21 protein-coding genes are annotated in these 24,948 nt (G+C 64.2%); 11 read left to right on the forward strand and 10 right to left on the reverse strand.

Going from position 1 to position 24,948, the window contains the following annotated elements; genetic code table 11:
* The first annotated feature begins 63 nt into the window (after positions 1 to 63).
* The 8 genes from RFM52_RS02565 (at position 64) to RFM52_RS02600 (ending at position 10,890) form a co-directional block, all read left to right on the forward strand.
* The gene (locus RFM52_RS02565; protein ID WP_320294275.1) at positions 64 to 2,235 is read left to right on the forward strand and encodes a hydantoinase/oxoprolinase family protein; all 2,172 of its coding nucleotides are present in this window, start codon (positions 64 to 66) and stop codon (positions 2,233 to 2,235) included.
* 14 nt (positions 2,236 to 2,249) lie between these two features.
* Positions 2,250 to 4,445 carry a hydantoinase B/oxoprolinase family protein gene (locus RFM52_RS02570; RefSeq protein ID WP_320294276.1) on the forward strand — a complete coding sequence of 732 codons (2,196 nt, stop codon included), beginning with the start codon at positions 2,250 to 2,252 and terminating at the stop codon, positions 4,443 to 4,445.
* 6 nt (positions 4,446 to 4,451) lie between these two features.
* The gene (locus RFM52_RS02575; RefSeq protein ID WP_320294277.1) at positions 4,452 to 4,967 is read left to right on the forward strand and encodes an acetone carboxylase subunit gamma; all 516 of its coding nucleotides are present in this window, start codon (positions 4,452 to 4,454) and stop codon (positions 4,965 to 4,967) included.
* 49 nt (positions 4,968 to 5,016) lie between these two features.
* The gene (locus RFM52_RS02580; RefSeq protein WP_320294278.1) at positions 5,017 to 5,787 is read left to right on the forward strand and encodes a glucose 1-dehydrogenase; all 771 of its coding nucleotides are present in this window, start codon (positions 5,017 to 5,019) and stop codon (positions 5,785 to 5,787) included.
* Between the two features lie 18 nt (positions 5,788 to 5,805).
* Positions 5,806 to 6,633 carry an SDR family NAD(P)-dependent oxidoreductase gene (locus tag RFM52_RS02585; RefSeq protein ID WP_320294279.1) on the forward strand — a complete coding sequence of 276 codons (828 nt, stop codon included), beginning with the start codon at positions 5,806 to 5,808 and terminating at the stop codon, positions 6,631 to 6,633.
* Between the two features lie 75 nt (positions 6,634 to 6,708).
* Complete coding sequence (locus RFM52_RS02590) at positions 6,709 to 7,647, forward strand: ABC transporter substrate-binding protein (protein ID WP_320294280.1); 939 nt, start codon at positions 6,709 to 6,711, stop codon at positions 7,645 to 7,647.
* 88 nt (positions 7,648 to 7,735) lie between these two features.
* On the forward strand, positions 7,736 to 8,797 hold the full coding sequence (locus tag RFM52_RS02595; protein WP_320294281.1) for a quaternary amine ABC transporter ATP-binding protein: 1,062 nt from the start codon (positions 7,736 to 7,738) through the stop codon (positions 8,795 to 8,797).
* The gene (locus RFM52_RS02600) at positions 8,794 to 10,890 is read left to right on the forward strand and encodes an ABC transporter permease (RefSeq protein WP_320294282.1); all 2,097 of its coding nucleotides are present in this window, start codon (positions 8,794 to 8,796) and stop codon (positions 10,888 to 10,890) included. Before RFM52_RS02595 ends, RFM52_RS02600 begins: the two co-directional genes overlap by 4 nt.
* Here RFM52_RS02600 and RFM52_RS02605 read toward each other — a convergent pair whose 3' ends face one another.
* The 4 genes from RFM52_RS02605 to RFM52_RS02620 form a co-directional block, all read right to left on the reverse strand.
* Positions 10,891 to 12,174, reverse strand: coding sequence for an O-antigen ligase family protein (locus RFM52_RS02605; RefSeq protein ID WP_320294283.1), 1,284 nt, complete (start codon positions 12,172 to 12,174; stop codon positions 10,891 to 10,893). It abuts the gene before it with no gap.
* A gap of 25 nt (positions 12,175 to 12,199) precedes the next feature.
* Complete coding sequence (locus RFM52_RS02610; protein WP_320294284.1) at positions 12,200 to 13,291, reverse strand: acyltransferase family protein; 1,092 nt, start codon at positions 13,289 to 13,291, stop codon at positions 12,200 to 12,202.
* Positions 13,292 to 13,408: 117 nt separating this feature from the next.
* Entirely contained in the window at positions 13,409 to 14,587 is a 1,179-nt protein-coding gene (locus RFM52_RS02615; RefSeq protein WP_320294285.1) for a polysaccharide biosynthesis/export family protein, read from the reverse strand.
* A 188-nt stretch (positions 14,588 to 14,775) separates the two neighbouring features.
* Entirely contained in the window at positions 14,776 to 15,453 is a 678-nt protein-coding gene (locus RFM52_RS02620) for a sugar transferase (protein WP_320294286.1), read from the reverse strand.
* A 607-nt stretch (positions 15,454 to 16,060) separates the two neighbouring features.
* Here RFM52_RS02620 and RFM52_RS02625 point away from each other — a divergent pair.
* Complete coding sequence (locus RFM52_RS02625; protein ID WP_320294287.1) at positions 16,061 to 16,333, forward strand: exopolysaccharide production repressor protein; 273 nt, start codon at positions 16,061 to 16,063, stop codon at positions 16,331 to 16,333.
* On the opposite strand, the gene RFM52_RS02630 is transcribed toward RFM52_RS02625, so the two are convergent.
* The 6 genes from RFM52_RS02630 to RFM52_RS02655 all read right to left on the reverse strand — a co-directional run bounded on the left by RFM52_RS02630 (position 16,307) and on the right by RFM52_RS02655 (position 22,115).
* Positions 16,307 to 18,202: an ABC transporter ATP-binding protein gene (locus RFM52_RS02630; protein ID WP_320294288.1), complete on the reverse strand. Its 1,896-nt coding sequence runs from the start codon at positions 18,200 to 18,202 to the stop codon at positions 16,307 to 16,309. The two genes, RFM52_RS02625 and RFM52_RS02630, sit on opposite strands and share 27 nt — an antisense overlap.
* 8 nt (positions 18,203 to 18,210) lie before the next feature.
* Positions 18,211 to 19,191, reverse strand: a complete 981-nt coding sequence (locus RFM52_RS02635) for a serine kinase (RefSeq protein WP_320294289.1) — start codon at positions 19,189 to 19,191, stop codon at positions 18,211 to 18,213.
* The gene (locus RFM52_RS02640; RefSeq protein ID WP_320294290.1) at positions 19,188 to 21,101 is read right to left on the reverse strand and encodes a lasso peptide isopeptide bond-forming cyclase; all 1,914 of its coding nucleotides are present in this window, start codon (positions 21,099 to 21,101) and stop codon (positions 19,188 to 19,190) included. Before RFM52_RS02640 ends, RFM52_RS02635 begins: the two co-directional genes overlap by 4 nt.
* A 3-nt stretch (positions 21,102 to 21,104) precedes the next feature.
* On the reverse strand, positions 21,105 to 21,479 hold the full coding sequence (locus tag RFM52_RS02645) for a lasso peptide biosynthesis B2 protein (protein WP_320294291.1): 375 nt from the start codon (positions 21,477 to 21,479) through the stop codon (positions 21,105 to 21,107).
* Positions 21,480 to 21,504: 25 nt separating this feature from the next.
* Entirely contained in the window at positions 21,505 to 21,804 is a 300-nt protein-coding gene (locus tag RFM52_RS02650; protein WP_320294292.1) for a PqqD family protein, read from the reverse strand.
* A gap of 158 nt (positions 21,805 to 21,962) precedes the next feature.
* Positions 21,963 to 22,115, reverse strand: a complete 153-nt coding sequence (locus RFM52_RS02655; protein WP_320294293.1) for a lasso peptide — start codon at positions 22,113 to 22,115, stop codon at positions 21,963 to 21,965.
* A 500-nt stretch (positions 22,116 to 22,615) separates the two neighbouring features.
* Here RFM52_RS02655 and RFM52_RS02660 point away from each other — a divergent pair, with 500 nt between their 5' ends.
* The gene (locus tag RFM52_RS02660; protein WP_320294294.1) at positions 22,616 to 23,863 is read left to right on the forward strand and encodes a nucleotidyltransferase family protein; all 1,248 of its coding nucleotides are present in this window, start codon (positions 22,616 to 22,618) and stop codon (positions 23,861 to 23,863) included.
* 22 nt (positions 23,864 to 23,885) lie between these two features.
* Complete coding sequence (locus tag RFM52_RS02665; RefSeq protein ID WP_320294295.1) at positions 23,886 to 24,896, forward strand: glycosyltransferase family 2 protein; 1,011 nt, start codon at positions 23,886 to 23,888, stop codon at positions 24,894 to 24,896.
* The last annotated feature ends 52 nt before the right edge of the window (positions 24,897 to 24,948 follow it).

Raw genomic sequence — 24,948 nt, forward strand, 5'->3', positions numbered from 1 at the left:
CCGCGTCGCGCGGTCATTGTGTCTTTAGGCATATGGCGCGATCCGGCTCCGGGAATCTAGCCTATGGTCGTTCTCGATAAGGGAAGGCGACACGTGGACCAGATCACCACCAACCCCATCGTCATCGGCATCGACGCCGGCGGCACCATGACCGACACGATCCTTGTCGATCAGGACGGCCACTTCAAGATCGGCAAGTCGGCGACCACGCCGAAGAACGAGGCGGAAGGCTTCCTCGCTTCGGCCGAGGACGCGGCCGAGGCCTGGGGCATCTCGCTGCAGGACCTGTTCTCGGGCGTCAACGTGGTGCTCTATTCCGGCACCGGCATGCTCAACACGCTTCTGTCGCGCACCGGCCGCAAGCTCGGGCTGATCACCACCAAGGGCCTCGAGGACATGATCCTGATGGGCCGCGGCCTGCAGGCCTGGGCGGACTATTCCTATGCCGACCGCCTGCATGCGGTCACCCACCACCATCCCGATCCGCTGGTGCCGCGCCGCCGCACGCATGGCGTCACGGAGCGCATCGATCAATTCGGCGACATCATCCTGCCGCTCTACGAGCACGAGGTGCATGCCGCGGCGAAGAAGCTGATCGCCGACAAGGTCGAGGCGATCTGCATCATGACCGTCTTCTCGCACGTCAATCCGGCGCATGAGAAGCGCATCGCCGAGATCTGCCGCGAGGAGATCGCCGCTGCCGGCGCCGACATCCTCGTCTACACCAGCCACGAGGTGCGCCCGGTCATCCGCGAGCAGTCGCGGCTGAATTCGGTGCTGATCGAGGCCTACGCCACCTCGCGCGGCCGCAAGCAGTTGAAGGGCATCGAGGACGTCTCGAAGAAATACGGCTTCAAATATGGCGTGCAGACGCTGCTCTCCTTCGGCGGCCTGACCTCCATCAACCATCCGCGCCTGCACGAGACGATGATCTCCGGCCCGATCGGCGGCATCCTCGGCGCGGCCTATGTCGGCAAGCTGATCGGCAACGACTCGCTGATCTGCTCGGATATGGGCGGCACGTCCTTCGACATGGGCGTCATCACGCGCGGCCAGACGCGGATCGAGAACGAGCCGTTGATGGACCGCTTCAAGCTCAACGTGCCGACGCTGCATCTGGACACGATCGGCGCCGGCGCCGGCATGATCCTGAAGGTCGACCCGCTGACCAGGAAAGTTTCGCTCGGGCCCGAAAGCGCCGGTTCCGACCCCGGCCCGATCTGCTTCGCCAAGGGCGGCACCGAACCGACCATCGCCGATTGCGACGCCATCCTCGGCAGGTTGAATCCGCACTACTTCCTCGGCGGCAAGGTCGTGCTGCAAGTCGAGAAGGCGCGCAAGGCCTTCGAGGAGAAATGCGCCCGAGTGATCGGCGTCGGTGTCGAGGAAGCCGCCGAGGGCATGATCGACATGCTGGAGGCCGACGCCAACAACGCGCTGCGCCGCGTCATCTCCGGACAAGGCATCCACCCGTCCGAATTCACGCTGCTCTCCTATGGCGGCTCCGGCCCGCTGCATCTCGCCGGCTGCTCGAGGGGCATCGGCTTCAAGGACATCATCACCTTCCAGTTCGCCGCCGCCTTCTCGGCGTTCGGCTGCACCACCGCCGACTTCATGCGCCGACATTCGGTCTCGACGCAGATCGATATCGGCGCACGCGCCAGCGATGACGAGCTGGTCGCGTTCGGCAAGAAGGTCACCAATGTCTGGGACGATCTCACCAGGGCCGCGGTCGACGAGATGGTCGCCGACGGCCATGCGCTGGATAAGATCAAGACCGTGCCGTTCCTGATGATGCGCTACACCGGCCAGCTCGAGGACGTCGAGGTGGTGGCGCCGCTGTCAGCGATCAAATCAGCCGACGATATGCGCAAGGTCATCGCCGAATTCGAGGCGGTCTACGCCAAGGTCAACCACCGCGTGTCGCGCTACGGCGAGGCCGGCTTCTCGATCACCGAGCTGGGGCTGATCGCCACCGCCGACAAGGTCAAGCCGATGCTGGTCAAGCGGCTGCTCGGCAAGTCCGACCCCGCGTCGGCCCACAAGGGCGTCCGCGAGGCCTATATCGGCGGCCGCTGGCACAAGGCCAATCTTTACGAGATGGATTTGCTGCAGCCCGGCCACGAGGTGATCGGTCCGGCCATCATCGAACATCCGGCGACGACGCTCGTCGTCCACCCGCAGGACCGCGTCCATGTCGATGAATGGACGCTGCTGCACTACACCCACGCTTGAGAAGGGCGAACGCCATGCTGGACAAACCCGCCTCTGCGCTGCGCATCCGCGAACGGCTGCTCGAATCCGAACGGCTGATGGAAGCGACCGGCTGCTATGACGGCATCACCGAGCTCCATCTGCGCAACCAGGATCCGCTGAAGTTCGAGACGCTGCACACCAAGCTGCGCGCCTATTGCGTCTCGGCCCGCGAGATGGCCCGGCGCATTTCCGCCTCGCCCGGCGTGCGCGAGGTCGGCGAGATGGTCGTCGCCATCTACACGCCGGAGGGCGACGCGATCGCGCTCTCCAACGGCATCATGGTGCATGTGCACACGATGAGCCGCTTCATCAAATGGATGATCCGCAACGGCTACGAAGAGAACCCGAAGATCAATGACGGCGACATCTTCGCCAACAACGACGCCTTCATCGGCACCGTGCAGGTGCCGGACGTGATGGACGTCGTGCCGATCTTCCATTCCGGCAAGCTTGTCGGCTGGGCTGGTGCCGTCTGCCACGAGCTCGAAGCCGGTGGTATCACGCCCGGCGGCGACGTGGCGCTCGCCCAGGAGCGCTTCACCGAAGGCCTGTTCGTCTGCGCCGAAAAGGTCGGCCAGAATGACGAGTTGCGGCGCGACTACGTTATCCGCTGCGAGCGCAATCTGCGCATGCCGATCTACTGGGTGCTGGACGAGAAGGCCAAGGTCGCCTCCTGCATCGACATGCGCGAAAGCGTCAAGGCGCTGATCGACGAGATCGGCCTCGACTACTGGATGCAGGTGTCGAAGGAATTCATCGAGGAGGGCCGCCGCGCCCAGCTCGCGCGCACCCGCCAGCTCACCGTACCCGGCATCTATCGCGGCCACACCTTCTACGGCCACGTCACCGCCGGCAAGCCGGGCTACCAGCCGCTCGGCGATCCCGACTGGCTCTACAACATCCCGATCGAGATGGAGATCACCAGCGACGGCAAGATCAAGATGGACTTCGAGGGCACGCAGCCCTGGGGCTATCATTCGATGAACTGCACGCCGGCCGGCATGGATGGCGGCATGTTCGTGACGCTGACCCAGCACATGAACTTCGAAGGCCTGGTCAATGACGGCGCCTGGATGGCGACCGAGCTGAAACTGCCGCACGGCACCTGGACCAACCCGGACAACGAAATGGTGGCGACCGCCACCTCCTGGGCGCTGCTGCTGCCGGCCTATGGCGTGTTCCAGCGGCTCCTGTCGCGCTCCTTCATCGCCCGTGGCTTCGTCGAGGAGGCCTTTGTCGGCCAGGTCAACAGCCCGATGATCGAGATGGGCGGCACCAGCCAATATGGCACGCCGTTCGGCATGGCGCATTTCGAATGCGCCGCCGCCGGCTCCGGCGCGCTGGCCATCAAGGACGGGCTGGACACCGCCTATGTCGGCTGGAACCCGGAATCCGACATGGGCAATATCGAGATCTGGGAACAGAACATGCCGATGCTCTATATAGGCCGGTCCATCGTTCCCAATTCCGGCGGCGCCGGCAAATATCGCGGCGGCTGCTCCTTCCTGTCGACCTGGCTCGTGAGCAAGACCGATCATCTGCGGCTGGTTACGTCCGAGCACTCGTCGCGCGTCTTCGACAATGGCGGCCTGTGCGGCGGCTATCCGGCGCCGACCTGCCAGAAGCATCGCGCGGTGCGCAACTCGAACATCTTCGAGCTGGCCGAGAACGGCGCGCCGCTGGCGCACCACACCGGCACCAATCCGTACCGCTCGGAGCTGGAAATGCGCCTCGAAGGCGAGCACGTGACAATGGAAGGGCCCTATATCACCGCGCCGCACAAGACGGGCGACGTCTTCAGCCATTCCTATAATGGCGGCGGCGGTTACGGCGACGTGCTGGAGCGCGACCCGGTGAAAACCGCCTGGGACGTCGAGAACGGCTTCCTCACCAGGCAAGCGGCTGAAGGCATCTTCGGCATCGTGCTCGACGAAGACGAGGAAGGCTTTCCGGTCGCCAATCTCGAAGCCACCAAACGCCATCGCGCCGAGATGCGGGCAAAGCGCCTGGCCCGCGCAAGGCCGGTTTCGGAATGGATCGCCAAGGAGCGCGAACGGGTGAAGGCGGCCGGTTTCGCGCCCGAGGTGAAGAAGATGTACGCCAGCGCGATCAAGCTCTCGCCGCGCTTCACCAAGGACTTTTCGACCTTTTGGGATGTCGATGCCAAATCGACCTTCGGCGTGGAGTAAGGGACCATGACCTCATACAGCAAGGAAGTCATCGCCGATCTGGTTGCCGGCACGCTGCCCTGGCCGCAGACGCGCCGCATCATGAGCGCCTACAAGGACGACGACCGTTTCTTCAAATATGTCGCGGTGCTGCAGGACCGCGTCGGCTGGAAGGACCCGATCCTGCTCCCCGTCGGCGACCATCTCTTCATCTGCCAGAGCGGCGACGAGCGGGTGACGAAATGCGAATGCGGCCATTCCTTCGGCGACTACCGCAAGAACTGGAAGCTGAAGGCCTCGATCATCGTGCGCGACAGCGAGGAATCGCTGCGCGAGATTTATCCCAACAGCGATCTGCCGGATCCGGACTGGATGGAAATCCGCGAATTCATCTGCCCTGAATGCGGCACGCTTCACGAGGTCGAGGCGGCCGCGCCAGGCTACCCGATCGTGCATGACTTCGAGCCCGATCTCGAAGGGTTTTATCGCGATTGGCTGGGCAAGCCGCTGGAGCAGAACAGAGCAATTCCAGGAAAAGTGTGAAACGGTTTTCCGTCCGGAATTGCGTCAACAGAGGAGGTTGATGCCGCTGATGGGTCGCGTCGCAGGCAAGGTGGCGCTCGTTACCGGGGCCGGTCTCGGCCTCGGACGGGCGTCTTCGCTTCTGCTGGCGGCGGAAGGCGCCAGGCTGGTCGTCAGCGACATCGATGAAGGCCTCGCGGGCAATACGGCGGCGGAGATCGTCAAGGCCGGCGGCGAGGCATTGGCGCTGCGCCATGACGTATCGAAGCCCGAGGACTGGCCGTCGGTCATGGCGGCGGTCGAGCAGCGCTTCGGGCGGCTCGACGTGCTGGTCAACAATGCCGGCATCGCGATTGCCAAGACGATAGAAGACACCTCCTTGGCCGAATGGCGGCGCACCATGGCGGTCAATCTCGACGGCGTCTTCCTTGGCTGCCAGGAAGGCATCAAGCTGATGAAGAAATCCGGCGGCGGATCGATCATCAACCTCTCCTCCATCGACGGCATCATCGGCGAGGCGGAGCTTGCCGCCTACTGCGCCTCCAAGGGTGGCGTCCGCACCTTGACCAAGGCGGTCGCCGTCCATTGCGCCGAACGGCGCTACGGCATCCGCTGCAACTCCATCCACCCGGGCTATATCTGGACGCCGCAGACCGAGAACTATTTGCGCGATCTGGGAAAGCTCGAGCAGGAGAAAGCCAAGGCGCTGTCGCGCCATCCGATCGGCTTCCTCGGTGAGCCGAACGACATCGCCTACATGGTCCTCTACCTCGCCTCGGACGAATCCAAATTCGTCACCGGCTCCGAAATGGTCGTCGACGGAGGCTATCTTGCAGTGTGAATATGGAGACCGCTTGCGATGACCAACCTCACCGGCCGCAGCGCCATCGTCACCGGCGGATTCTCGGGCATGGGTTTTGCCATCGCCACGGCGCTCGCCAAGGCAGGCGCCAACGTTGCCGTCGGCTCCTATGTGGCGACACCGCAGCCGGGCAGGGCCGATGCCGCCTATTATCCCGGCGCCGACGAGATCGAGCGCGTGAGGTCGGCGCTGGCCGCCCACGGCACCAAGGTGCATGCCGCCCATCTCGACGTCCGCGACAGCGCGCTCACCAACCTGTTCTTCGCGGAAGCCCAGGCGGCTGTCGGCCAGGCAGACATCCTGGTCAACGCCGCCGGCACCACGGCTGAGCAGCCGGTCTGCGGCCATTCCGACGAGTTGTGGGACAAGATCGTCGACACCAACCTCACCGGCGCGTTCCGCACCACGCGCGCCGTGCTGCCCGGCATGATCGGGCGCGGCTGGGGCCGCATCGTCAACATCGGCTCGACGGCGGCCTCGGTCGGCTGGAAGGACAACCCAGCCTATTGCGCCTCCAAGGCCGGCCTGCTCGGCCTCACCCGCTGCGTGGCGCTGGAAGGTGCGCCGCATGGCGTCACCTGCGTCATGATCAGCCCGACCTGGGTCGAGACCGAGCTGATGCGGCGCAATGTGGCGCAGGTCGTCGAGCGCGAAGGCAAGGGCCGCAGCGCCGAGGAACTGATGGACGAATTCAGGAAAGGCAATCCCCAGGGTCGCATGATGCAGCCGGAGGAGATCGCGGCGCTCGCCGTTTTCCTCTGCTCGGACCTCGCCAAGGGGATCACCATGGAGAATATCCAGATCACCGGCGGCGCCTTGTGGTAGCGTCGGTTGGGGGTGACCGGTCTCGTGGGAGGAGACCGGCTTGGAAGAAAGGCCATCAACAACAGGGGAACTGACATGAAAACGAAAAGTGCCTTGCAAGGGGCCGGAATTGGCCTCGCGCTGATGCTTGCCGCAACGACGGCTGGGCAAAGCGCCGATCTCGGCGCCAAGGACGAGCCGATCAAGCTCGCCATGCTGGAATGGACCGGCGCGCATGTCTCCACCCACATCGCCGGGCAACTGCTGCAAAAGCTCGGCTACAAGGTCGAATACGTCACCGCCGGCAATTTTCCGCAATTCTCAGGATTGGCCGACGGCTCGCTCAGCGCCTCGGTCGAGATCTGGCTCAACAATGTCGGCGACATCTATCCGAAGGTGCTGGCGGCCAAGCAGATCGAGGACATCGGCAAGCTCGATCTGAAGACACAGGAAGGCTGGATCTATCCAAAATTCATGGAGAAGGTCTGCCCCGGCCTGCCGGATTGGACTGCGCTGAACAAGCCTGAATGCGTGCAGGCGCTGGCAACGCCCGAGACCGCGCCCAACGGCCGCTTCCTCGATTACCCGTCCGACTGGGGCTCGCGCGCAGCGACCATCCTTGCCGACAACAACATGCCCTATACCGCCGTGCCGTCCGGCTCCGAAGGCGCGCTGGTCGCCGAGCTGGAAGCAGCGGAAGCCGCCAAGACACCGCTGATCATGATGTTCTGGGGTCCGCATTACGCGCTGGCCGAGAATGATGTCGGCTGGGTGACGATGCCGCCCTGCAAGCAGCAGACCAACGACCACTGCATCACGCCGCCTGACGTCGACAAGATCGTCTGGTCGGGCTTCGGCGCCAAATGGCCGGCGGCCTATGCCTTCCTCAAGGCCTTCAAGATGGATGCGACCGAGCAGCAGAAGCTGATGCTGGCGGTCGACAAGCAGGGCAAGGATCTCGACGCCGTCGTCAAGGAATGGATCGACAAGAACGAGGCGGTGTGGAAACCTTGGGTCGACGGCGCCAAGGGATAATTCCGCCGATGTGCCTGACAAGGGCTGAAGGCCACCAGGGTCCGGCTCCCGCGACGCGCGGGGCCGGGCAGGGCACGGGCGGTTGCCGATGAACGCCGCCGCGCGCCCGGTAAAGCTTGCCTGCCGCAATGTCTGGAAAGTCTATGGCCGGCGTCCCGGCTATTACTTCGACTCGCGCGGCTATGTGATCGATCCCGACGCGCTGGCCGAACGCCTGCGCGCGGAAGCGCATCTGCCGGCCGTGGTCGATGCCAGCTTCGAGGTGGCGACCGGCGAGATCTTCGTCATCATGGGCCTGTCCGGATCCGGCAAGTCGACCCTGGTGCGCTGCCTGTCGCGCCTGGTCGAGCCGAGTGCCGGCGAGATCCTGCTCGACGGCAGGAACCTGCTCGCCGCCAGCGGCAAGGAGCTCATTGAACTGCGCCGCCACGCCATGGGCATGGTGTTCCAGAATTTCGGCCTGCTGCCGCATCTGAGCGTGTTGGGCAACGTCGCCTTCCCGCTGAAGATCCAGGGCAAGCCGGCGAAGGAGCGCGAAGCCCGCGCCCGCGAGATGATCGCGCTGGTCGGGCTCGAAGGCCGCGAGGCGTCCTTCCCGCACCAGCTTTCCGGCGGCCAGCAGCAGCGCGTCGGCATCGCCCGCTCGCTCGCGGTGGGGCCGGAGCTCTGGTTCCTCGACGAGCCGTTCTCGGCGCTCGATCCGCTGATCCGCAAGCAGATGCAGGATGAGTTCCTGCGCCTGCAGCGCATGCTGAAGAAGACCATCATCTTCATCACCCACGATATCGCCGAGGCCTTCCGCCTGGCCGATCGGCTGGCGATCATGCGGGACGGCAAGATCGTGCAGATCGGCCGCCCGGCCGACATTGTGCTCAACCCGGCCGACGACTATGTCGCGCAGTTCACCGAGGACATGCCGCTGCTGCACGTCATCACGGCCGGTGACATCGCCACGCCCGCCAATGGCGCGGCGCTGCCCGAACGGAGCGTCGCCGCCGACACCAGTCTCGAGGCGCTTATCCCGCAGCTCGCCTCCGGCGTGGCGGCGTTCGCTGTGCCGGGCGCCGGCGGCAGCCCGCCGGCGGTGCTCAGCGCCGGCGCGGTGCTCGCCGTGCTGGAGCGCGAGCAGGCGAGGCGCACGCGCCCATGACGGCGCCGGCCGCGATCGCGCCATCCCCGCAAAGGTTCGCCATCGCGCCGACCCTTGTTCCCTGGTGCGGCCTGGCGGTGCTGACGGTGCTTTGCCTGCTGCTGAAAACCGAGCTTCCCTGGCTGGTCAATTTCCCCAAGGAATGGACGCTGCCGCTGGCCACGTACATCAACGCCGTGACCGACGTGGTGGTCGCCGTCATCCAGCCCGGGTTCCGCGCGCTGTCCGCCCTGCTCGATGCGCCGATGCGCGGCGCGCGGCTGGTGTTCGCCTGGCTGCCCTGGCCGGCGGTGATGCTGGCAGTCGCCGCCCTGGCGCTGAAGTCGAGCGGCGAGCGGCTGGCGATCTTCGCGCTCGCCACGCTCGCCTATATCCTGCTGGCCGGCTATTGGCCGCAAAGCATGAACACGCTGGCGCTGGTGCTGCTGGCCGTGCCGATCTCGACCGTGCTCGGCTTCCTGCTTGGCGTTCTCGGCTACGCTCGCCCGCGCTGGCGTCCGGTGCTGCTCGGAGCGCTCGACCTGATGCAGACGGTGCCGGCCTTCGCCTATCTTATCCCGCTCTTGCTTCTGTTCGGCTTCGGTCCGGTGGTCGGGCTGATCGCCTCGGCGATCTACGCGACGCCGCCGATGGTGCGCAACACCATGCTCGGGCTCGACCGCGTGCCGGCGGCGATCAGCGAGGCCGGCCTGATGAGCGGCTGCACGCGCCGCCAGCAATTCTGGCAGGTCGAGGTGCCGACGGCGCTGCCGCAGCTTCTCGTCGGCTTCAACCAGACGACGATGGCGGCGCTGTCGATGGTGATCGTCGCCGCCATCATCGGCGGCTTCGAGGATATCGGCTGGGAGGTCCTGTCCTCCATGCGCAAGGCCGAGTTCGGCCAGAGCATCCTCTCCGGCCTCGTCATCGCCCTGCTCGCCATCCTCATCGACCGCCTGACCATCGGTTTCGCCAAGGCGCCGGAGACCGGGCCGACGCGCGCCATGCGATGGATGACGCCACGCCGGCTGGCCCTGTCTCTGGTAATCGCGCTGGCCCTCGCCGTCGTCATCCGGCTGGCCGCGCCCGATGCGACGCTACTGCCGGAAACCGGGCTGCGCATGCAGATGGGCGCCGTCAACCAATGGCTGCTGGGGCTTGTGCGCGACTATGCCTGGTTCTTCAACGGTGTGCGCAATTCCGTGCTCTATTGCCTGCTTTTACCGATGCGCGTCGGCATTTCGGGCTCGGCGACGCCGGCCATGTGGGGCTTCTCGCTGCCGCCATCGGCGCTGGCAATCTATGTTGTTGTGGTGCTGGCCTTGGCCGGGCTGGCTGCGCGCCGCTTCGGTTGGCGGGCGGCGGTCGCCGTGCTCGCGGCCGGCCTCGTTCTCTACACCGGCTTTCTCGATCTGCCCTGGCCTGTCTTCATCCTTGCGGTCGCCTTGCTCGCAGCCCAGGTGGGCGGGCGGCGGCTTGGGCTCTTCGCGGTGGCAGGCTTCGGGCTGATCCTCGTCAACGGCCTATGGCCGCAACTGGTGCAGTCGCTCTATCTCTGCACGCTGGCGGTCCTGCTTTGCCTCCTGGTCGGCGGCGCGCTCGGCACATGGGCGGCGCATAGCGACCGCGTCTCGCGCATCCTGAAGCCGATCTGCGACGCGCTGCAGACCATGCCGCAATTCGTCTTCCTCATTCCGGCGCTGATGTTCTTCAAGGTCGGCGAGTTCACTGCGCTGATCGCCATCATGCTCTACGCCATCGTGCCGCCGATCCGCTATGTCGAGCACGGATTGCGGCATGTTCGCGCCGACGTCGTCGAGGCGGTCGAACAGATGGGCGCCAAGCCGATGCAGACCTTGTTGCAGGCCAAGCTGCCGCTCGCTCTGCCGGTCGTCATGCTCGGCCTCAACCAGACCATCATGGCCGCGCTGTCGATGCTGGCCATCGCCGCCCTTGTCGGCACGCGCGATCTCGGCCAGGCGGTCTATGTCGCGCTCGGCAAGGCCGATGCCGGCATGGGCCTGATTGCCGGCCTGTCGATCGCCTTCCTGGCGATCCTGGCCGACCGGCTGATCCAGGCAGCGGTCGCGCGTTCGGCCGTTGCTTCCCACTGATCAGATAGGGGCCGGCATGCGGCCACCGGCATGCCTCTCGTCCTCGGCGGGAATGGCTACCCGGCGGCGCCGGTAAGCCGGCAACGGGGTTAGCCTGAACAGGCCGTAATAGACGATGAAGGACGCCATGAAGTAGGGGCCGAGCATCTCGACCTCGAAGAACGAGCGGATCAGCATCAGCCCGATCGCGCCGGCAAGCACCACCGAATCGGCGCTCCACTCCCCGAACACCACTTTCGAGACATGGCCGTAGAAAGCGCGCAGGATGACCAGTGCCAGCAAGGTGACGCCGATGAAGCCGATCTCAACCAGCGTCTCGACATAGGTGTTGTGGAAATGGAAGCCGGAGCGGGTCGAGATGTAGAACTCCGCCCACAGCCGCTCCGGATCGGCAAAGCCCTGCACCCAGTAGGCGGCATAGCCGTAACCGAGCAGCGGATGCTGCTGCGCCGCCTCCCAGCCCTGCTCCCAGAGATAGGTGCGGCCGGTGAGCGTCGAATCCTTGCCGAAGAGGCCGAGCACGAGATCCAGCAGGCCCAGGTTGAGGGCCGCCACGACAGCCATCACCAGCGCGCCGGCGCCTATGATGAACAGCACGCGGCGATAGCGCAGCGATAGCACCTTGGTCATGGTAAGCAGCGACACGATGCCGATCACGGCCGGGAGCGAGGCCACCGACGTCGCCGAATGGGCGATTGCCAGCATATAGACCGACAAAAGCATGATCGGCGCGGTCCAGACGAAGCCCAGCCAGTTGCGCCGGTAGAAGACCAGGAACGCAAGGCAGAAGAAGATGCCGAGCGAGGAGAAGAAGCCGACCTGGTTCTTGGAACCAAAGGCGCCGACGAAATTGACCGTGCCGTCCATGATGTCGAGCGCGTAAGCGCCGACTCTCAGCGAATAGAGCAGAACGACGAAGATACCGATCAGCGAGCCCACCATCAGCGTGCGCACGCTGATGGTGCGCGCCGCGACATAGGCGCAGACGATATGCGAGGAATATTGCACCGCCGCGCGCGCGCTGATGCCCGCCGCCTGGGACCAGAACACCGAGAAGCAGACATAGGCCGCAAGCAGTATGGGCAGCCAGGCGGTGGAAAGTCTCCAGGTGAAGCGCCGGTAGTCGACGAAGAGCAGCGGCAGCCAGACGGCGTAGTAAGCGAGGATCAGGATCTGGCCGAAATTGGGCGAATAGGCGAAAGCGACCATGGAAACCGCGACGGCGAAGGCGCCGTAGCTCTCGTTGCGGTCGGGATCGATCAGAATGGATTTAGGAATCTTCATAACGGATTTTGCCCGTTGACCCTTCTTAAGCCACGGCCCGGGCGCGCTGCATCTGCCGCTGCAGGAAGCGTCGGACAGGCTCGTCATAGACGCGCGTGGCGATGTCGGCGATGACGATGACCGAGGCCGCCATCACGAGGCCGAACCAGGGATGATGCGCGAAAGGATCGATCGAGAAGGCCTTGCCAGCCCCGGCGATGATCATCAGCATCGGCGTGTGGATGATGTAGATTGGGTAGGAAATCCGCCCGAGCCAGCCATAGAAGCCCGACAGAATTGGCGCGGTCGGCGCCACCGCGCCGGTCATCACCATCATCGGGAAGACGATGACGATGGCGGCGAGGTCGTAGGCGACGCGCGCGCCGCCGCTAGGTGCGATGGCGAAGACGGCAAGCGTCAGCAGGATCGCGCCTTCGACCCACAGGCCGCGTTGCAGGAAGCCGAGGCTGCCTTGCCAGCGCACCATCGATCGGCAGAGCAGCACGCCGAGGAAGAACGAGAAGGTGACGCGCGGCAGCCCGCTGAGGATCGTGTTGCCGGTCATGCCGAAGTCCAGCGTGCCGGCGAGGATCGAGGCGACGACGAGCAAGACGAGGCTGACGGCGACGATCCCCGTCAGCACGCGCCGTGACAAAAGCACGAAGACCGCGACATAGGCGATGTTGACGATGAGCTCGAAGAACAGCGACCACGAAGCGGGGTTGAGCGGAAAGATCGTATGGTAGGTATCGCTGACCAGCGGGATGAAGAGCATGCCCGTGGTCAGTTGCATGCCGATCTCGGACAGCGGCATGTACTCGGCCGGCATCAACCTGTTCTTGACCAGCAGATAGAAGAAACCGAGCAGCGTTCCGGCAAGGTAGAGCGGATAGAGGCGTATCAGGCGGATCGCAACGAAAGTGCCGAAGCCCATGCCGTTCTCGATCTTGCGGTCATAGGCATGCGCGATGACGAAACCGCTGAGCAGGAAGAACAGATCGACCGCCAGATAGCTCGACGGCAGCACCTTGCCGTCTGCCAGGAACGGCGAGAAGTGGTAGAGCATGACGCTGATCGCCGCCACGCCGCGGATGGCGTCGAGGTTCAGATACACGTGACGCGGGGCTGCGGGCTGCATGTTATGCCTTCAAGCGGTCCAAACAGATCGCCCGCCCGCGCCGTGACGCGAACGAGCCTGACTTGTCCCTCCCGTCTCCGTCCCTCGGCTCGAGTCGAGCAAGCCGGGCCGGCGACGCTACTGGCTGGCCGTCGGCGCCAGCTTCACCTTGATCACGTCGCCCGGCAGGACAGGCGTGTCTTCCTTGGCTTCGATCTCGCTCGTCTTGCCGTCGGCAACCCGCACCAGTGAATAGAGCAGGGCCGGTTCTTGACTGCCGGTGAGGGCGGCAGTCGTTGCCGGATCCGATGCCTGTGCGATCAGACCCTTCTGCATACCGACCCTCAAGGCTGCCTCATTCAGGTTCGCCTCCGTTTGCTGCCGATCGGCGGTGAGGCTCGAACCCAATGTGTTGCGGGCATCGATGGCATCTTGCTCTGCCTTGCTGATCGACTGCTTGGCTGTGAGGATAGCCGTCTCATAGTCCAGGATCTTGCCTTGCAGGTCGGTGACCGTCTGCTGCGAGGAAAGCAGACGCGCATTGGCAACCAGGCCCTTCTGTGCCAGCGGACCTATGCTGTCGGCCTGCTGCGTCGCCAGATCGACCTGCTTCTGCTGGTTGGCGATCTTCTTCTGCAGCGATTCGATTTCCGACTGCAGAACACCCTTCAAATCATCGAGCGCATCGAGCTTCAGCTTGAGCGACTTCTGGTCGGAGACCAGGATCGCAGTTTCGTCGGCGACGATGGTCGGCAATCTGGAATCGCCCTGAATTTCCTGAGGCACCTCGAAAGTCGTTTTCCCGGCGAGGTCGGCGTCGATGCGGGCTCGCTTGACCATCAGCCGCAAGCGCTGGTCGTCATAGATTTCATAGCTGCCCTTGGCGGTGATCAGATCCTTTTCGATCTGCGGACCATAGTCGGCATTGCGCCGGATACCGCCGGCGATGCTGATTGCCTTGAGCACGGTCAGATCGGGCACGAAGGGAAACTGGCCGGGGTTCTGGACTTCGCCCGAAATGTAGAACGGCCGGAACTGCGCCATCTCGACCGACGCTTCCGGCTTGTCCGGCAGCGCCAGCTTACGCTGCAGGGCGAGCCCGATCGCCGAGGCGACTTCCGCCGTCGTCTTGCCGGCAGCCTGCATGTCGCCGACGAACGGCACCGACAGCGTCCCTGCCGGGCCGACCGAATACTCGCCATTGATGGCCGCCCAGTCGCGGAACGTGCCGTCGACGGTCTGCCATTCGGCAACACGGATATTGAGCTTGTCCAGTGGGCCGAGCTGATAATCGCCGGCGGCTGCAAGCTGCGGCATGGCCAGCGATCCCGCAACAAGCAACGCGCCCGCGAGGCGGGCGGTCGTCCTGGGTATGAGACTGACGGCGTAAGACAGTCCGAAGGGGTCTTTTTTCAAATGAACGTTTCCGATTCGCTTTGGCCCCATCCGCCCGATGAGATCACTGCCGGATACCTGCCCCGCGTTGGGCGAGGCAGGTCCGTCGGTCAATAGCTGCCGCGCGACATCCACACGGCAGGAACGGTCTTGAAGATGATTCGGATGTCCTGGAACATCGACCAGTTCTCGACATAGTGGCGATCGAAGGCGACGCGCGTGTCGTAGGACACGTCGTTGCGGCCGCTCACCTGCCACAGCCCGGTGAGACCCGGGCGCGACTTCAGGTAATAGACCGCGGCACTGCCATAGATCTCCAACTCATCGCGCACGACCGGGCGCGGACCGACAAGGCTCATGTCGCCCTGCAGGATGTTGAGGATCTGCGGCAACTCGTCGAGGCTGAGCTTGCGAAGCACCTGGCCGACGCGAGTGACGCGCGGATCGTTCTTCAACTTGCGCGTCGCGATCCACTCGGCGTTGGCTTCCGGATTGGCCGCCAGATAAGCGTTGAGCACGCGCTCGCCATCAGGCACCATGGTGCGGAATTTGAGGCAGGAGAAGATCCTGCCTCCACGGCCGATACGCTTGTGGCCATAGAAGATCGGACCATTGTCCGAAAGCTTGACCAGCAGCGCGACCATAAGGAAAAGCGGGCTGAGCAGGACCAGCCCAGCCAGGGAACCGACGATATCGAAACTGCGTTTGAGCAGACCGCCGATGGGGGGTGGAAAATCAACGCCGACCTGCGCAAAACCCGCATTAGCCGACTTGGCGACGTCCCTCATGCAGAAGCTCCATACGTTGAACGGATGGTTTACGGCAAGATATCAAAAAAATGCTGCAGCGCAACACACAATTTCCCATCGCGCTGAAATGTTCATGTCATGAATTGATTAAATAATAAACCTGCCTTGCCCAAATTTTCACCTTTGTGGCATGTTTATGACAAGGTGAGAGCAAACCAGGAAAATGTAGTCCGCCTTTTGGGCGATTTTTGGACAGTGCATTCTTTGCTGCAGAAGAAACGCGGTTGCAGGCCCATGGAAGCACTCGCCAGGGTAAGTTATTCAGGTAAAATACTAATTAAAGTGGCGGGTTTTACTGAAGCGGCAGATCGCTCATCGAATCGCTGCCGGAGCCAGAGTGTGCGACGCAGCATGGCAGAGTCGATCTCGTAAAATCGTTGGAAACCATATCTGCACGGCCTTGCTCCGGCCGATCTGCCTTAATAGAGTCGCAAATTGTTCCTGTCATAGTCTGCATGGGTAAGGAAGGCCGGAAGCAACCGGCCGTATAGGGCAGCCAGAAAAAGCTCTTTGGCGCAACGGGGAGTTACGCGGGTGGGTAAGTCGCAGCTTCTGCATGCTCGTCTCGGTTGAGAGGCCGGCGAACATGTCTCTGCCAAAATTCATTATAGGCATGATCTTCGCGCTCGCGATCGTCATCGGTTGGTCCTATTTCGATGGCGCTTCGCTGGGAACCATCCTCCTTCGCGCCGTCGTTTGCGCCGTGATTATCCAGGCCGGCTATTTCCTTCTGGTCTTTGCCATGGTTGGCGGGACCACGCCGACATCGGCCGACAAGGCCCGCGAGGCCGACCGCGGCACGATCCTGAACAAGGTCGCCGACGGCGAAGAGCTAAGCGCCAGACGCAGCCTCCACTGAACGTTCGGCCGGCGCCGGGACCAGCCCCGTCTCGACCGATGGCGCGCCTTCGCGCTCGGCCTGCTCGCCGGACAGCATCCTGGCAAGGCGGCTGCCGGCTTTTGCCTTCAGCCGCCGGTATTGTCCGACCTCTACGATGCGTCCATTCTCGATGGCCACGACCCAGTCGGCGAAGGCGATCATCGATGGCCGGTGCGCGATGGTCAAAATCGTCATTCGGCCGCGCAGCGCCTCGATCGATTGGGCGATCAGCGACTGGTTCTGCCAGTCGAGCGCGCTCGTCGCCTCGTCGAGGATGAGCAGCGAGGGCTTGCGCAGCAGCGCCCGCGCCAAGGCGATGCGCTGCCGCTCGCCGCCGGAAAGCCGGACGCCGCGGTCGCCCACCACCGTATCGAGCCGCAATGCCAGGCGCTCCACGAAATCGGCCGCATGGGCGTTGCGCAACGCCTCCCATAGCTCGTCGTCGCTGGCTTGAGGTGCGGCAAGGCGCAGATTGGCGGCGATCGTGTCGTGCAGCAGGAACACGTCCTGCGGCACATAGGCGACCTGATCGCGCCAGGCCCGGCGATTCTGCGCCGTGATCTCCACGCCGTCGGCCAGGATGCGTCCTTCGGTCGGTTCGAGCAGGCCAAGCAGCATGTCGGCGATCGTGCTCTTGCCGGAACCGGAAGGGCCGATCAGCGCCGTCACCTTGCCGGCGGGCAGGCCGAAGGTGATATCGCTGACCACCGGCTTGCCGTCGCCCTCGCCATAGGCGAACGCCACATCGCGGATGTTGAGGCCGGTCTCGAGCGACAGTTTTACCCCTTGCTCGGCCATGCTCCCGTCCGGCTCGCGCTCGGCATCGAAGCGGGCCTGGAGGCTTTTCATCGAAGCGTAGGCCGGCAGGTTGATCAGCACCTGCTGGGTCTGAAGCTGCATGTCCATGAAGCGCGGCGCGACCCGCATGAAGACCAGAAGCAGCACGACGATCTCGGCCAGCGACAGGTGGAAGCGGACCAAAGCGATGTAGATGAAGAGGCTGAGCCCGATCACGCTCGTCACCTGGAACAGGGCGGTGCCGAGCGAGCTGTTGCGGACAAAGGCGATGTTGTCGGTCTTCATCCTGTCCAACGTCGCGCCGAGCTCGGCAAAGTAGCTTGCCTCGACATTCAGGCTCTTGGCGACCTTGATGCCGCCGAGGAACTCGGAGACGGTCCGGTACTGGTCTTGGCGATTGCCGGTCAGCGTGCGGCCATAGGCGCTGGCGCGCGCCCGGAACGGCTGCAGCGCAACCAGCAGCACCAGGCCGACAAGGATGGCGAAGGACGTCATCACCGGCGAAATGAACAGCGAAACCACGAGATAGCCGGCCAGCAGCAGCGTCGCCTGGGTCAGCATCAGCAGCGAGAAGGCCGCCACCTGCACCCGGTCGACATCGCCGTTGAGCGCATGGTCGAGATCGGAGCTGCGGATGCGGGTGAAAACGCCCCAGCGGGCCTTGCCGACGCTCTCGAACAGGTTCATGCGCAAGCGGTTGACGAAGTCGTAGAGCAGCCGCGCCATGTAAACCGACTTGAAGCGGTTGAACGTCGCTTGCAGCGCGACCAGCGCGACGAGCAGGCAGAGCACGGTCGCGAGCGACAGCGTTCCGCCGGGCACCAGCCAGTGCAAGGCCTCCGGCACTCGCACCGCGTAGTCCTGGTCAGGCTTGCCGATCAGCCGCAGCAGCGGCACGAGCAGCAGGATCGAGATGCCTTCGGTGAGGCTGCCCAGGATCAGGAAGGCAAGCGCCGTCGCCGTGCGCCGTCCGCCGACATGCGCCATCATGGCGCCGAAACCGGCGATGTCCCGGAAAAGCGACAGGCGAAACTTCGAGGACCAGCCCATGCCCTGGCTTACCTTGTCCCGGACGCCAGGTCGGTTTCGATCGCGGCGACTGCTTCGTCGATCCGGGCGAGCCCGGCCGGCACTTCGAGGCGGCTGACGCCGACCCGTCCGGCGACCTGTGCGCATTGGCTGAGATGCGCGGCGGCAAGATTGCCGGGCAGCGCCTGCCGGCCGAACCGCGTGACATAGGAGAATTTGATGATCGCCGGCAGCGCGGCGGCGCCGGTCAGCGGCGAGATCGCCGCCCGCACGCCGCGCTCGAGCACATAGACGCGCGATACCGGCACCGCATCGGCGGCAAATCCGTCATGCAGCCGATGCTGCGCCTTGTCGATCTGCGGATGGACCTGCGGGCGTATTTGCGCCTGCTTGAGGCGAATGGCGCCGGCCGCGTCCGCGGCGAGCTTGAGCTGCGGAAATCCGGGAAGGATCATTGGCCGTTCCGGGTCGGACAAATCCAGCGCCACGACGTCGTCGGTGAGCAGGCGGTGGCCGGCGCGGATCATCGCGCCCGCCGTCGTCGACTTGCCGGCGCCCTTGTCGCCCATGAAGATCACGCTCTTGCCGCCGACGGCAATGGCGCTGGCATGCAGCACGAACAGCCCGCGCCGATGCAAGGCCAGTGCCATCACCGGCCCGAGCAGCGGAAAGGCGAGCAGCGGGTCGTCGACCCCCGGCGCCGGATCGACATCGATCCGGTTGGCGCCGCTGATCATGAAGGTGCCGACCGCCTGCCAGGAAAGATATTGGCGCGTCGTCCCGAGCCGAAAGGCCGTGGCGCCCTGCGATGCACCGTCGGGAAAGTCGACCGGCCCGACCGCGATCTCCAGGTCCGGTATCGCCGGCGCTGCCGGCTCCAGCTCCGGCAATGCCACGTCCGAGCTGACGAGCAACCCGTAGGCTCTGTAGAATTGGCGGGCGCGTCCGCCCGGCGCCGTCGTCTCGGTGGCCGGCTCCGGCCGTGCAAGGGAAACGATCGGGAGATTCATGCCGGGCTTCCTTGAACTTGCCGCAGCCACAGCGACAGCGACACCGAGCGCCAGACATGCTGGACGTCGGGCAGCGTCGCCTGCTCGGGCTGGCGCAGCATGCGCTCATAGACCGCGTTCACTTCCGGCAGGTTGACATAGGGTGCGATCCGCTCGCTGTCCGATATCAGCAGCCTGTCCAGAAGCTCGCGGTGGTTGCCGAGCATGCCCTTGACCAGGTTGGCGGTGAAATCGATCTTGTCGCGCCGCCACTGTACCGTCGGCGGCAAGATGTCTTGCATGGCCTGGCGCAGCACATGGCGGCCAAAACCGTTTTGCAGCTTTTCTTTGCCGGGAAGCGAAAGGCAGAATTCGACGAGCGGCTTGTCCCAGAACGGATAGCGCGGCTCGACGCCGAAATTGGCAGCGGCCTTGTCGAGAACCTCGAAAGCGTGCGGCACCAGCCCGTTCGACAGCAGCCAGCGATGCGTCAGCGCCTCGCTGGCGCGGACACTTGGGGGCATGTGGCCGGCGCGACGGAAGCGCTCGGGAAGGTCGGTGCGCCTGGCAAGCTCCGGGTTGACCAGGCCTCCCCAGGCCGCGCGTGGCGCTTGGCGCGGCTTGCGCTGCAGCCGGGCGAGCACGCGGTTCATCTCACGTCTCAGTCTGACGATCCGCCAGGCCGGTCCATAGATGGCCAGGAATTTGAAATAAAGGCCCAGCATGCCATCGCCATAGGTATTGGCGGCGCCGTGCAGTTCGCGCCACAGATCGAGCCATTTGCCGGCATTGGCGAGCTCGTGCAGATACCCATGGCCTTGCGACACGACCTCGTCGCCGCCATGGCCGTCGAGAAGCACTCTTACGCCTTTGGCGCCTGCTGTGCGGTAGATGTTGCGGCTCAGCGACAGGCCGGGGGCCAGGAACGTGCCTTCCTGCTCCTCCAGGATGCGCTCGAATTCGGCGAACGGGGCGTAGTTGCCTACCGCAATCAGCGTGCCATCGACCGGGCGCTGATCGAGCACCGCGTCGATGAAGGGCTTTTCGTCCATCGACGAGCCTTTCTCGAAGACCAGCGAGAAGGTCTTGAGCCTGGGCTTTCGCTCCGCCGCATTGCGCAGGCCGGCGACGCAGGCGATCGAGGAGGAATCGAGGCCGCCGCTCAGCATCGCGCCGACAGCAGGCGTGCCGCGCATCCGGTTTTGCACCGATTGCGAAAAGAGATGCCGGAATTCCTCCGCCGCATCAGAGCGCAGCGGCCGTTGCGAGGGCTCGATCTGCCAGTAACGGCGTAGCACCACGTGGTCGCCCGTCACGGTCAGGCTGTGACGCGCCGGCAGGCGAAAGATTTCGCTGTAGGGCGTGGCCTGCGGATCGTCAGGCAATCCGGCGAGGAAGCCCGAAATCTGATGCTCGCTGATGCGCCTGCCGACGCCGTCGAGGGCGAGAATGGGGCTGATTTCCGAGGCGAACGCAAAGCGCTTGTCGCTCGAATGGTAGTAGAATGGTTTGACGCCAAAATGGTCGCGCGCGCAAAACAGCGCCCGCCGCTCGCCGTCCCATATCGCGAAGGCAAAATCGCCCTGCAGATAGGTCGGACAGGCTTCGCCCCATTTGAGATAGGCGCGCATCATCAGCATCGCGTCGGCGACCGAGCGGTCGCGCAGGCCGAGCCGCGCCAGCAATTCATCGCGGTTGTCCAGCCGGCAATCGGCTGTGACGGCAAGCTTGCCGCCGGCCGTCGTTAACGGGCCGGGGCCGCCCTCGCCGGTCGTGTCGAGCCAGGCGTGGCCAAGCGCCACGCTGCCGTCCGCCCACCATGAACTGCCGTCGCGGGCGCGGTGGCGCATGCGCGAAAGCATCTCTTGGATATCGCCGGTCGCGGCGGGCCGGCCGTTGTCACTGAGCACGATTCCAGCGACGCCGCTCATCGCTCACGACCCATGGTCGACCAGATGGGCAAACCCTTTGATCGAGCCGCCGAGTACGATGTGGTTGCCGCTCATCAGCCAGGCGTGCGCCTTGAGCTCGTTGCCCGTCCCTTTTTCGATGCCGATGCTGATTTTCGATGCGCTGCCCTGGCGGGCGAGCAGATATTGTCCAGCCAGCGCCTGGGTGAGGCAGCTGGCGCCCGGCACGAGCCGCGCCGCGGCGGCAACACCCCATGCGACACGCCGCAGGTCGGCGATGCTGGCGTCGCGTCTGGCATCCAGTCGCGTCACCAGGCTGCGGACACGGTTATAGGAGGACAGCGTCAGCGCAAGCCGCACCGCGCTCACGACGGTCAGGCAGTGTGCCAGAAACAGCATTTCCTGGCCGCTCAGCGAGCGGAGCCTAGACCAGTTCCTCACTGTGGAGCCTCGCAAGCCCTGCTTCGCTCAACCCCCTGAGCAAGCCCTCGACATCGGCCTTGCAGCGTTCGGCATCGACATTGTAGCGCGCAAGCACGGCGGCGCGGATATCGGCAATCGATCGCGGCTCCTGGATCTGTTCCCAGATGAAGGCGCCGACGCCGTTCAGGCTGTAATAGACATTGGATTTGAGGTGGAGCAGCGCCAGTCCGGCGCCGAATTCGCAAGCCACCGCCTCGTTGGTCGCGACCACGCGGTCATGGTCCGAAGGGTTCCAGTGCATCCTAAAACCTCGTTGCTGGCCCGCCGCGCCAGTGAGCTTCCGCCGGAGATCGGTTGCCTGCGATCCTCGGCAGGAAGCCGGGGGACAAAAAGCCCCCCGGCCCACCTGTTGGAGAGCATCCGGAGCCCCAACTTAGACGCCCGGGATGCCTGTAAGCTTTAAGAGAAAGTAAGCTCGCCGGTCGGCGTGTGTGCCGGGAAAGCGACGTCAGTAGCCGTCGTGCCCGCACCGCCCTGCGTGATGGTTTCAATCGAACCGTGAACCGTCAAGCTGGGGGTTTCATACTCATGCTTTTCAACATTCTGTTCCATTGTACTCTCCAATTAAGGACTGGAAGCGGCTGCAGAATACCGCCAGCATATTACTATGCTGCAGCGCAATTGCTGCATGGCAACATCCATGAGTCAAGCTTGATTTACCAAGCATTGATCAATTCTCGGTTGCGCTCGCCTTCCTTGGTGATCAAGCCGTGGATGCCCTCATCGTAAACCTCAACGATCCGCGAATTCAACCGCTGGTCTTTGCCGTTTAAATAAGCATTTGATTTATCTATGATAATTTTTTGGATGGGAAATGCCTTTCGCGGATGCGAAGAAATTGCTGCGAAAAATCGCCATTTTTCCGACTCGCGGGAGGGCCACGGGAGCGTCTTCAAAAGTGATTGAGCGGGCGGCGGTTTTAAACGCTGGGGTTGCAGCTGTAAGCTGACCCCAGCCCGATCCTGAGCGGCCTCGTCAATTTTTTCGGTGCTTTTCTTCGCAGGTGCGGTATAAACCGCCCGGGTGGCATTTTGCGGAGAACGACATCGGGCATGGCGGTGCAGGATGGCTCCTATGAAAGGCTGCGTGCCGCCGGCTGCGCCGATGAAGTGGCCTATGTGCAGGCTTGCCTGAGGCTGTTTTTCGCGCCCGGCGTCAACGCCATCGACATCCAGGCCGATACGCCCGCTCCGACGATCTCGGCGATCCCGGCAGCCCCGACAATCTCAGGAGCCCCAACAATCTCAGCAGCCAATGTCGCCGACATCGCCAGGCTGAACAAGGTCGCCGTGTTTCTTCTCAAGGCGCTTAAGAGTGCGCCCATTGGTGCTGTGCCTCCAGAATTGCCTGCCTGGCTCGACACCTACCGCCGGCGCACCATGTCGATGAATGCCGCCTGCATCGGCGATTCGATGGCCATCGATCGCGTGCTGCGCGAGAGCCGGGTCGATTTCGTCTTCCTCAAGGGGCCGCTGCAGCAGCATCTGCTCTATGGCGACCACTTCATGAAGCCATCCGGCGATGTCGACATACTGGTTTCGCCGGCCGGTTTCACCAGGGCGCGCGATGCGTTGCGCGCAATTGGCTATGAGGTTGCCGGCAAGTCGCGCTCGGTCTGGTGGGTACGTTTCCTTGGCGAGCAGCACATGGTTCGCGAAGACGGCGCGAGGGCCTCGACCGTCGACCTCCACCACCGGCTGCAGCAGCCGGGCTCGCCCAGCCCCCGCGACACCGACGGCTTCCTTCGCCGCAAGCGCGAGGTCATGGTGGCCGGCGCCGCCATGCCGATCATCTCTGCGGCCGATACCTTGCTTTTGTCCGCGATCAGCGTCGCCAAGGCCTTTTTCAATCGCGAACCCTGCGCCGGCTATGTCTGCGATGTCAGGGCCAGTGCCAGCCGCCTGAGCGAAGCCGAGCAGCAGACGGTGCTCGACCACGCCGCCGAGCAGGGCCTGGCGGACACGCTGCTCTTGGGATTGCGCGCCGGCGACGTGCTGCTCGGCGCCGCCGGCACGATGCTTTCGGATCGCGCCACCCGCATTCTGGCGCGCATCGACAACGCCGATCTCTTCCACATGGTGGTCGCGCCCTGGCTCGCGTCGCTGCGCTGGCCGCAGCGCCGCCATGTGCTGTGGGAGCTCTGCGGCCGCGAGCCGGTCCGTTATCTGGCCGAAGCCGGCTGGGCGGCCTCCGCCGACCTCAGCCGGCGCATCTTCGAGCGCCCGGCCACGATCGAGCCGGCGCGGAGCGAAATGATCAAAATCGTGCGTGGGGCGGCCAATCATGCAGGCGAAAGGTGAGCCCATGCCCGTGACGACACCCATGACGACCCCGGGGGTCTGCGTCATCATCGCCGCCCGCAATGCGGCGCGCACGATCCCCGCGGCAATCGCTTCGGCGCTGCGCGAAAGGGAAGTCGCCGAAGTCGTCGTGGTCGACGACGCTTCCACCGACGACACCCGCGACGTCGCTCTGGCCGCCGACGACGGCAGCGGCCGGCTTGTCGTCATCCGCTTCGACGTCAATCGCGGTCCTTCCGCCGCGCGCAATGCCGCTATCCAGGCCTCCAGATCGCCTTTCATCAGCATTCTCGACGCCGACGATTTCTTCCTCGAAGGGCGCTTTCGCCGGCTTTTCACCAGCGCCGACTGGGATTTCGCCGCCGACAACATCATGCTGATCCGCGACGATGCCGCGACAGACTTTGCCAAGGTCGCCGCGCCGCCTTTCGCGGCCGATCCGGAATTTCTCGATTTCGAGCGCTTCATCGACGGCAACATCTCGCGCCGCCGCGTCCTGCGCGGCGAGCTCGGTTTCCTGAAGCCGGTGATCAGCCGGGCTTTTCTCGAACGGAATGGGCTGGCTTACGATGAAAGCTTGCGTCTTGGCGAAGACTACGAGCTCTATGCGCGCGCCGTCGCCCGCGGGGCGCGTTTCAAGGTCATCAAGTCCTGCGGCTATGGCGCGATCGTCCGCGCCGATTCGCTGAGCGGTCGCCACAGGACGCAGGATCTGAAACGTCTTGCCGATGCCGACCTGGCGCTGCTGGCGCTCGACAACCTTCCGGAGCGCTCGAAGGCCGCGTTGCGGCGCCACGAGCGCCATGTCCGCGACAAATACCGGTTGCGCAATTTCCTTGATGTGAAGGCAGAGCGTGGGCTGGCGTCCGCCGCTGCTTACGCCTTCGCCAGCCAGTCGAATCTCATCCCGATCGTGCGCGGCGTCGCCACCGACAAACTCGACGCGCTGTTCCGCCGCACCGGGATTGCTGCAAAGCAACAAATACCGCCGACGCGCTTCCTGATGGCGGCGACGAGCGCCGCAAACGAGTGATCCCGCATCACGCCGCAAGCCGTCATCCCTCAAAAAATCCGCATTCGCAAAA

Origin of the sequence: Mesorhizobium humile, assembly GCF_033977215.1 — a bacterium.
GTDB classification, from domain to species: Bacteria; Pseudomonadota; Alphaproteobacteria; order Rhizobiales; family Rhizobiaceae; genus Mesorhizobium; species Mesorhizobium humile.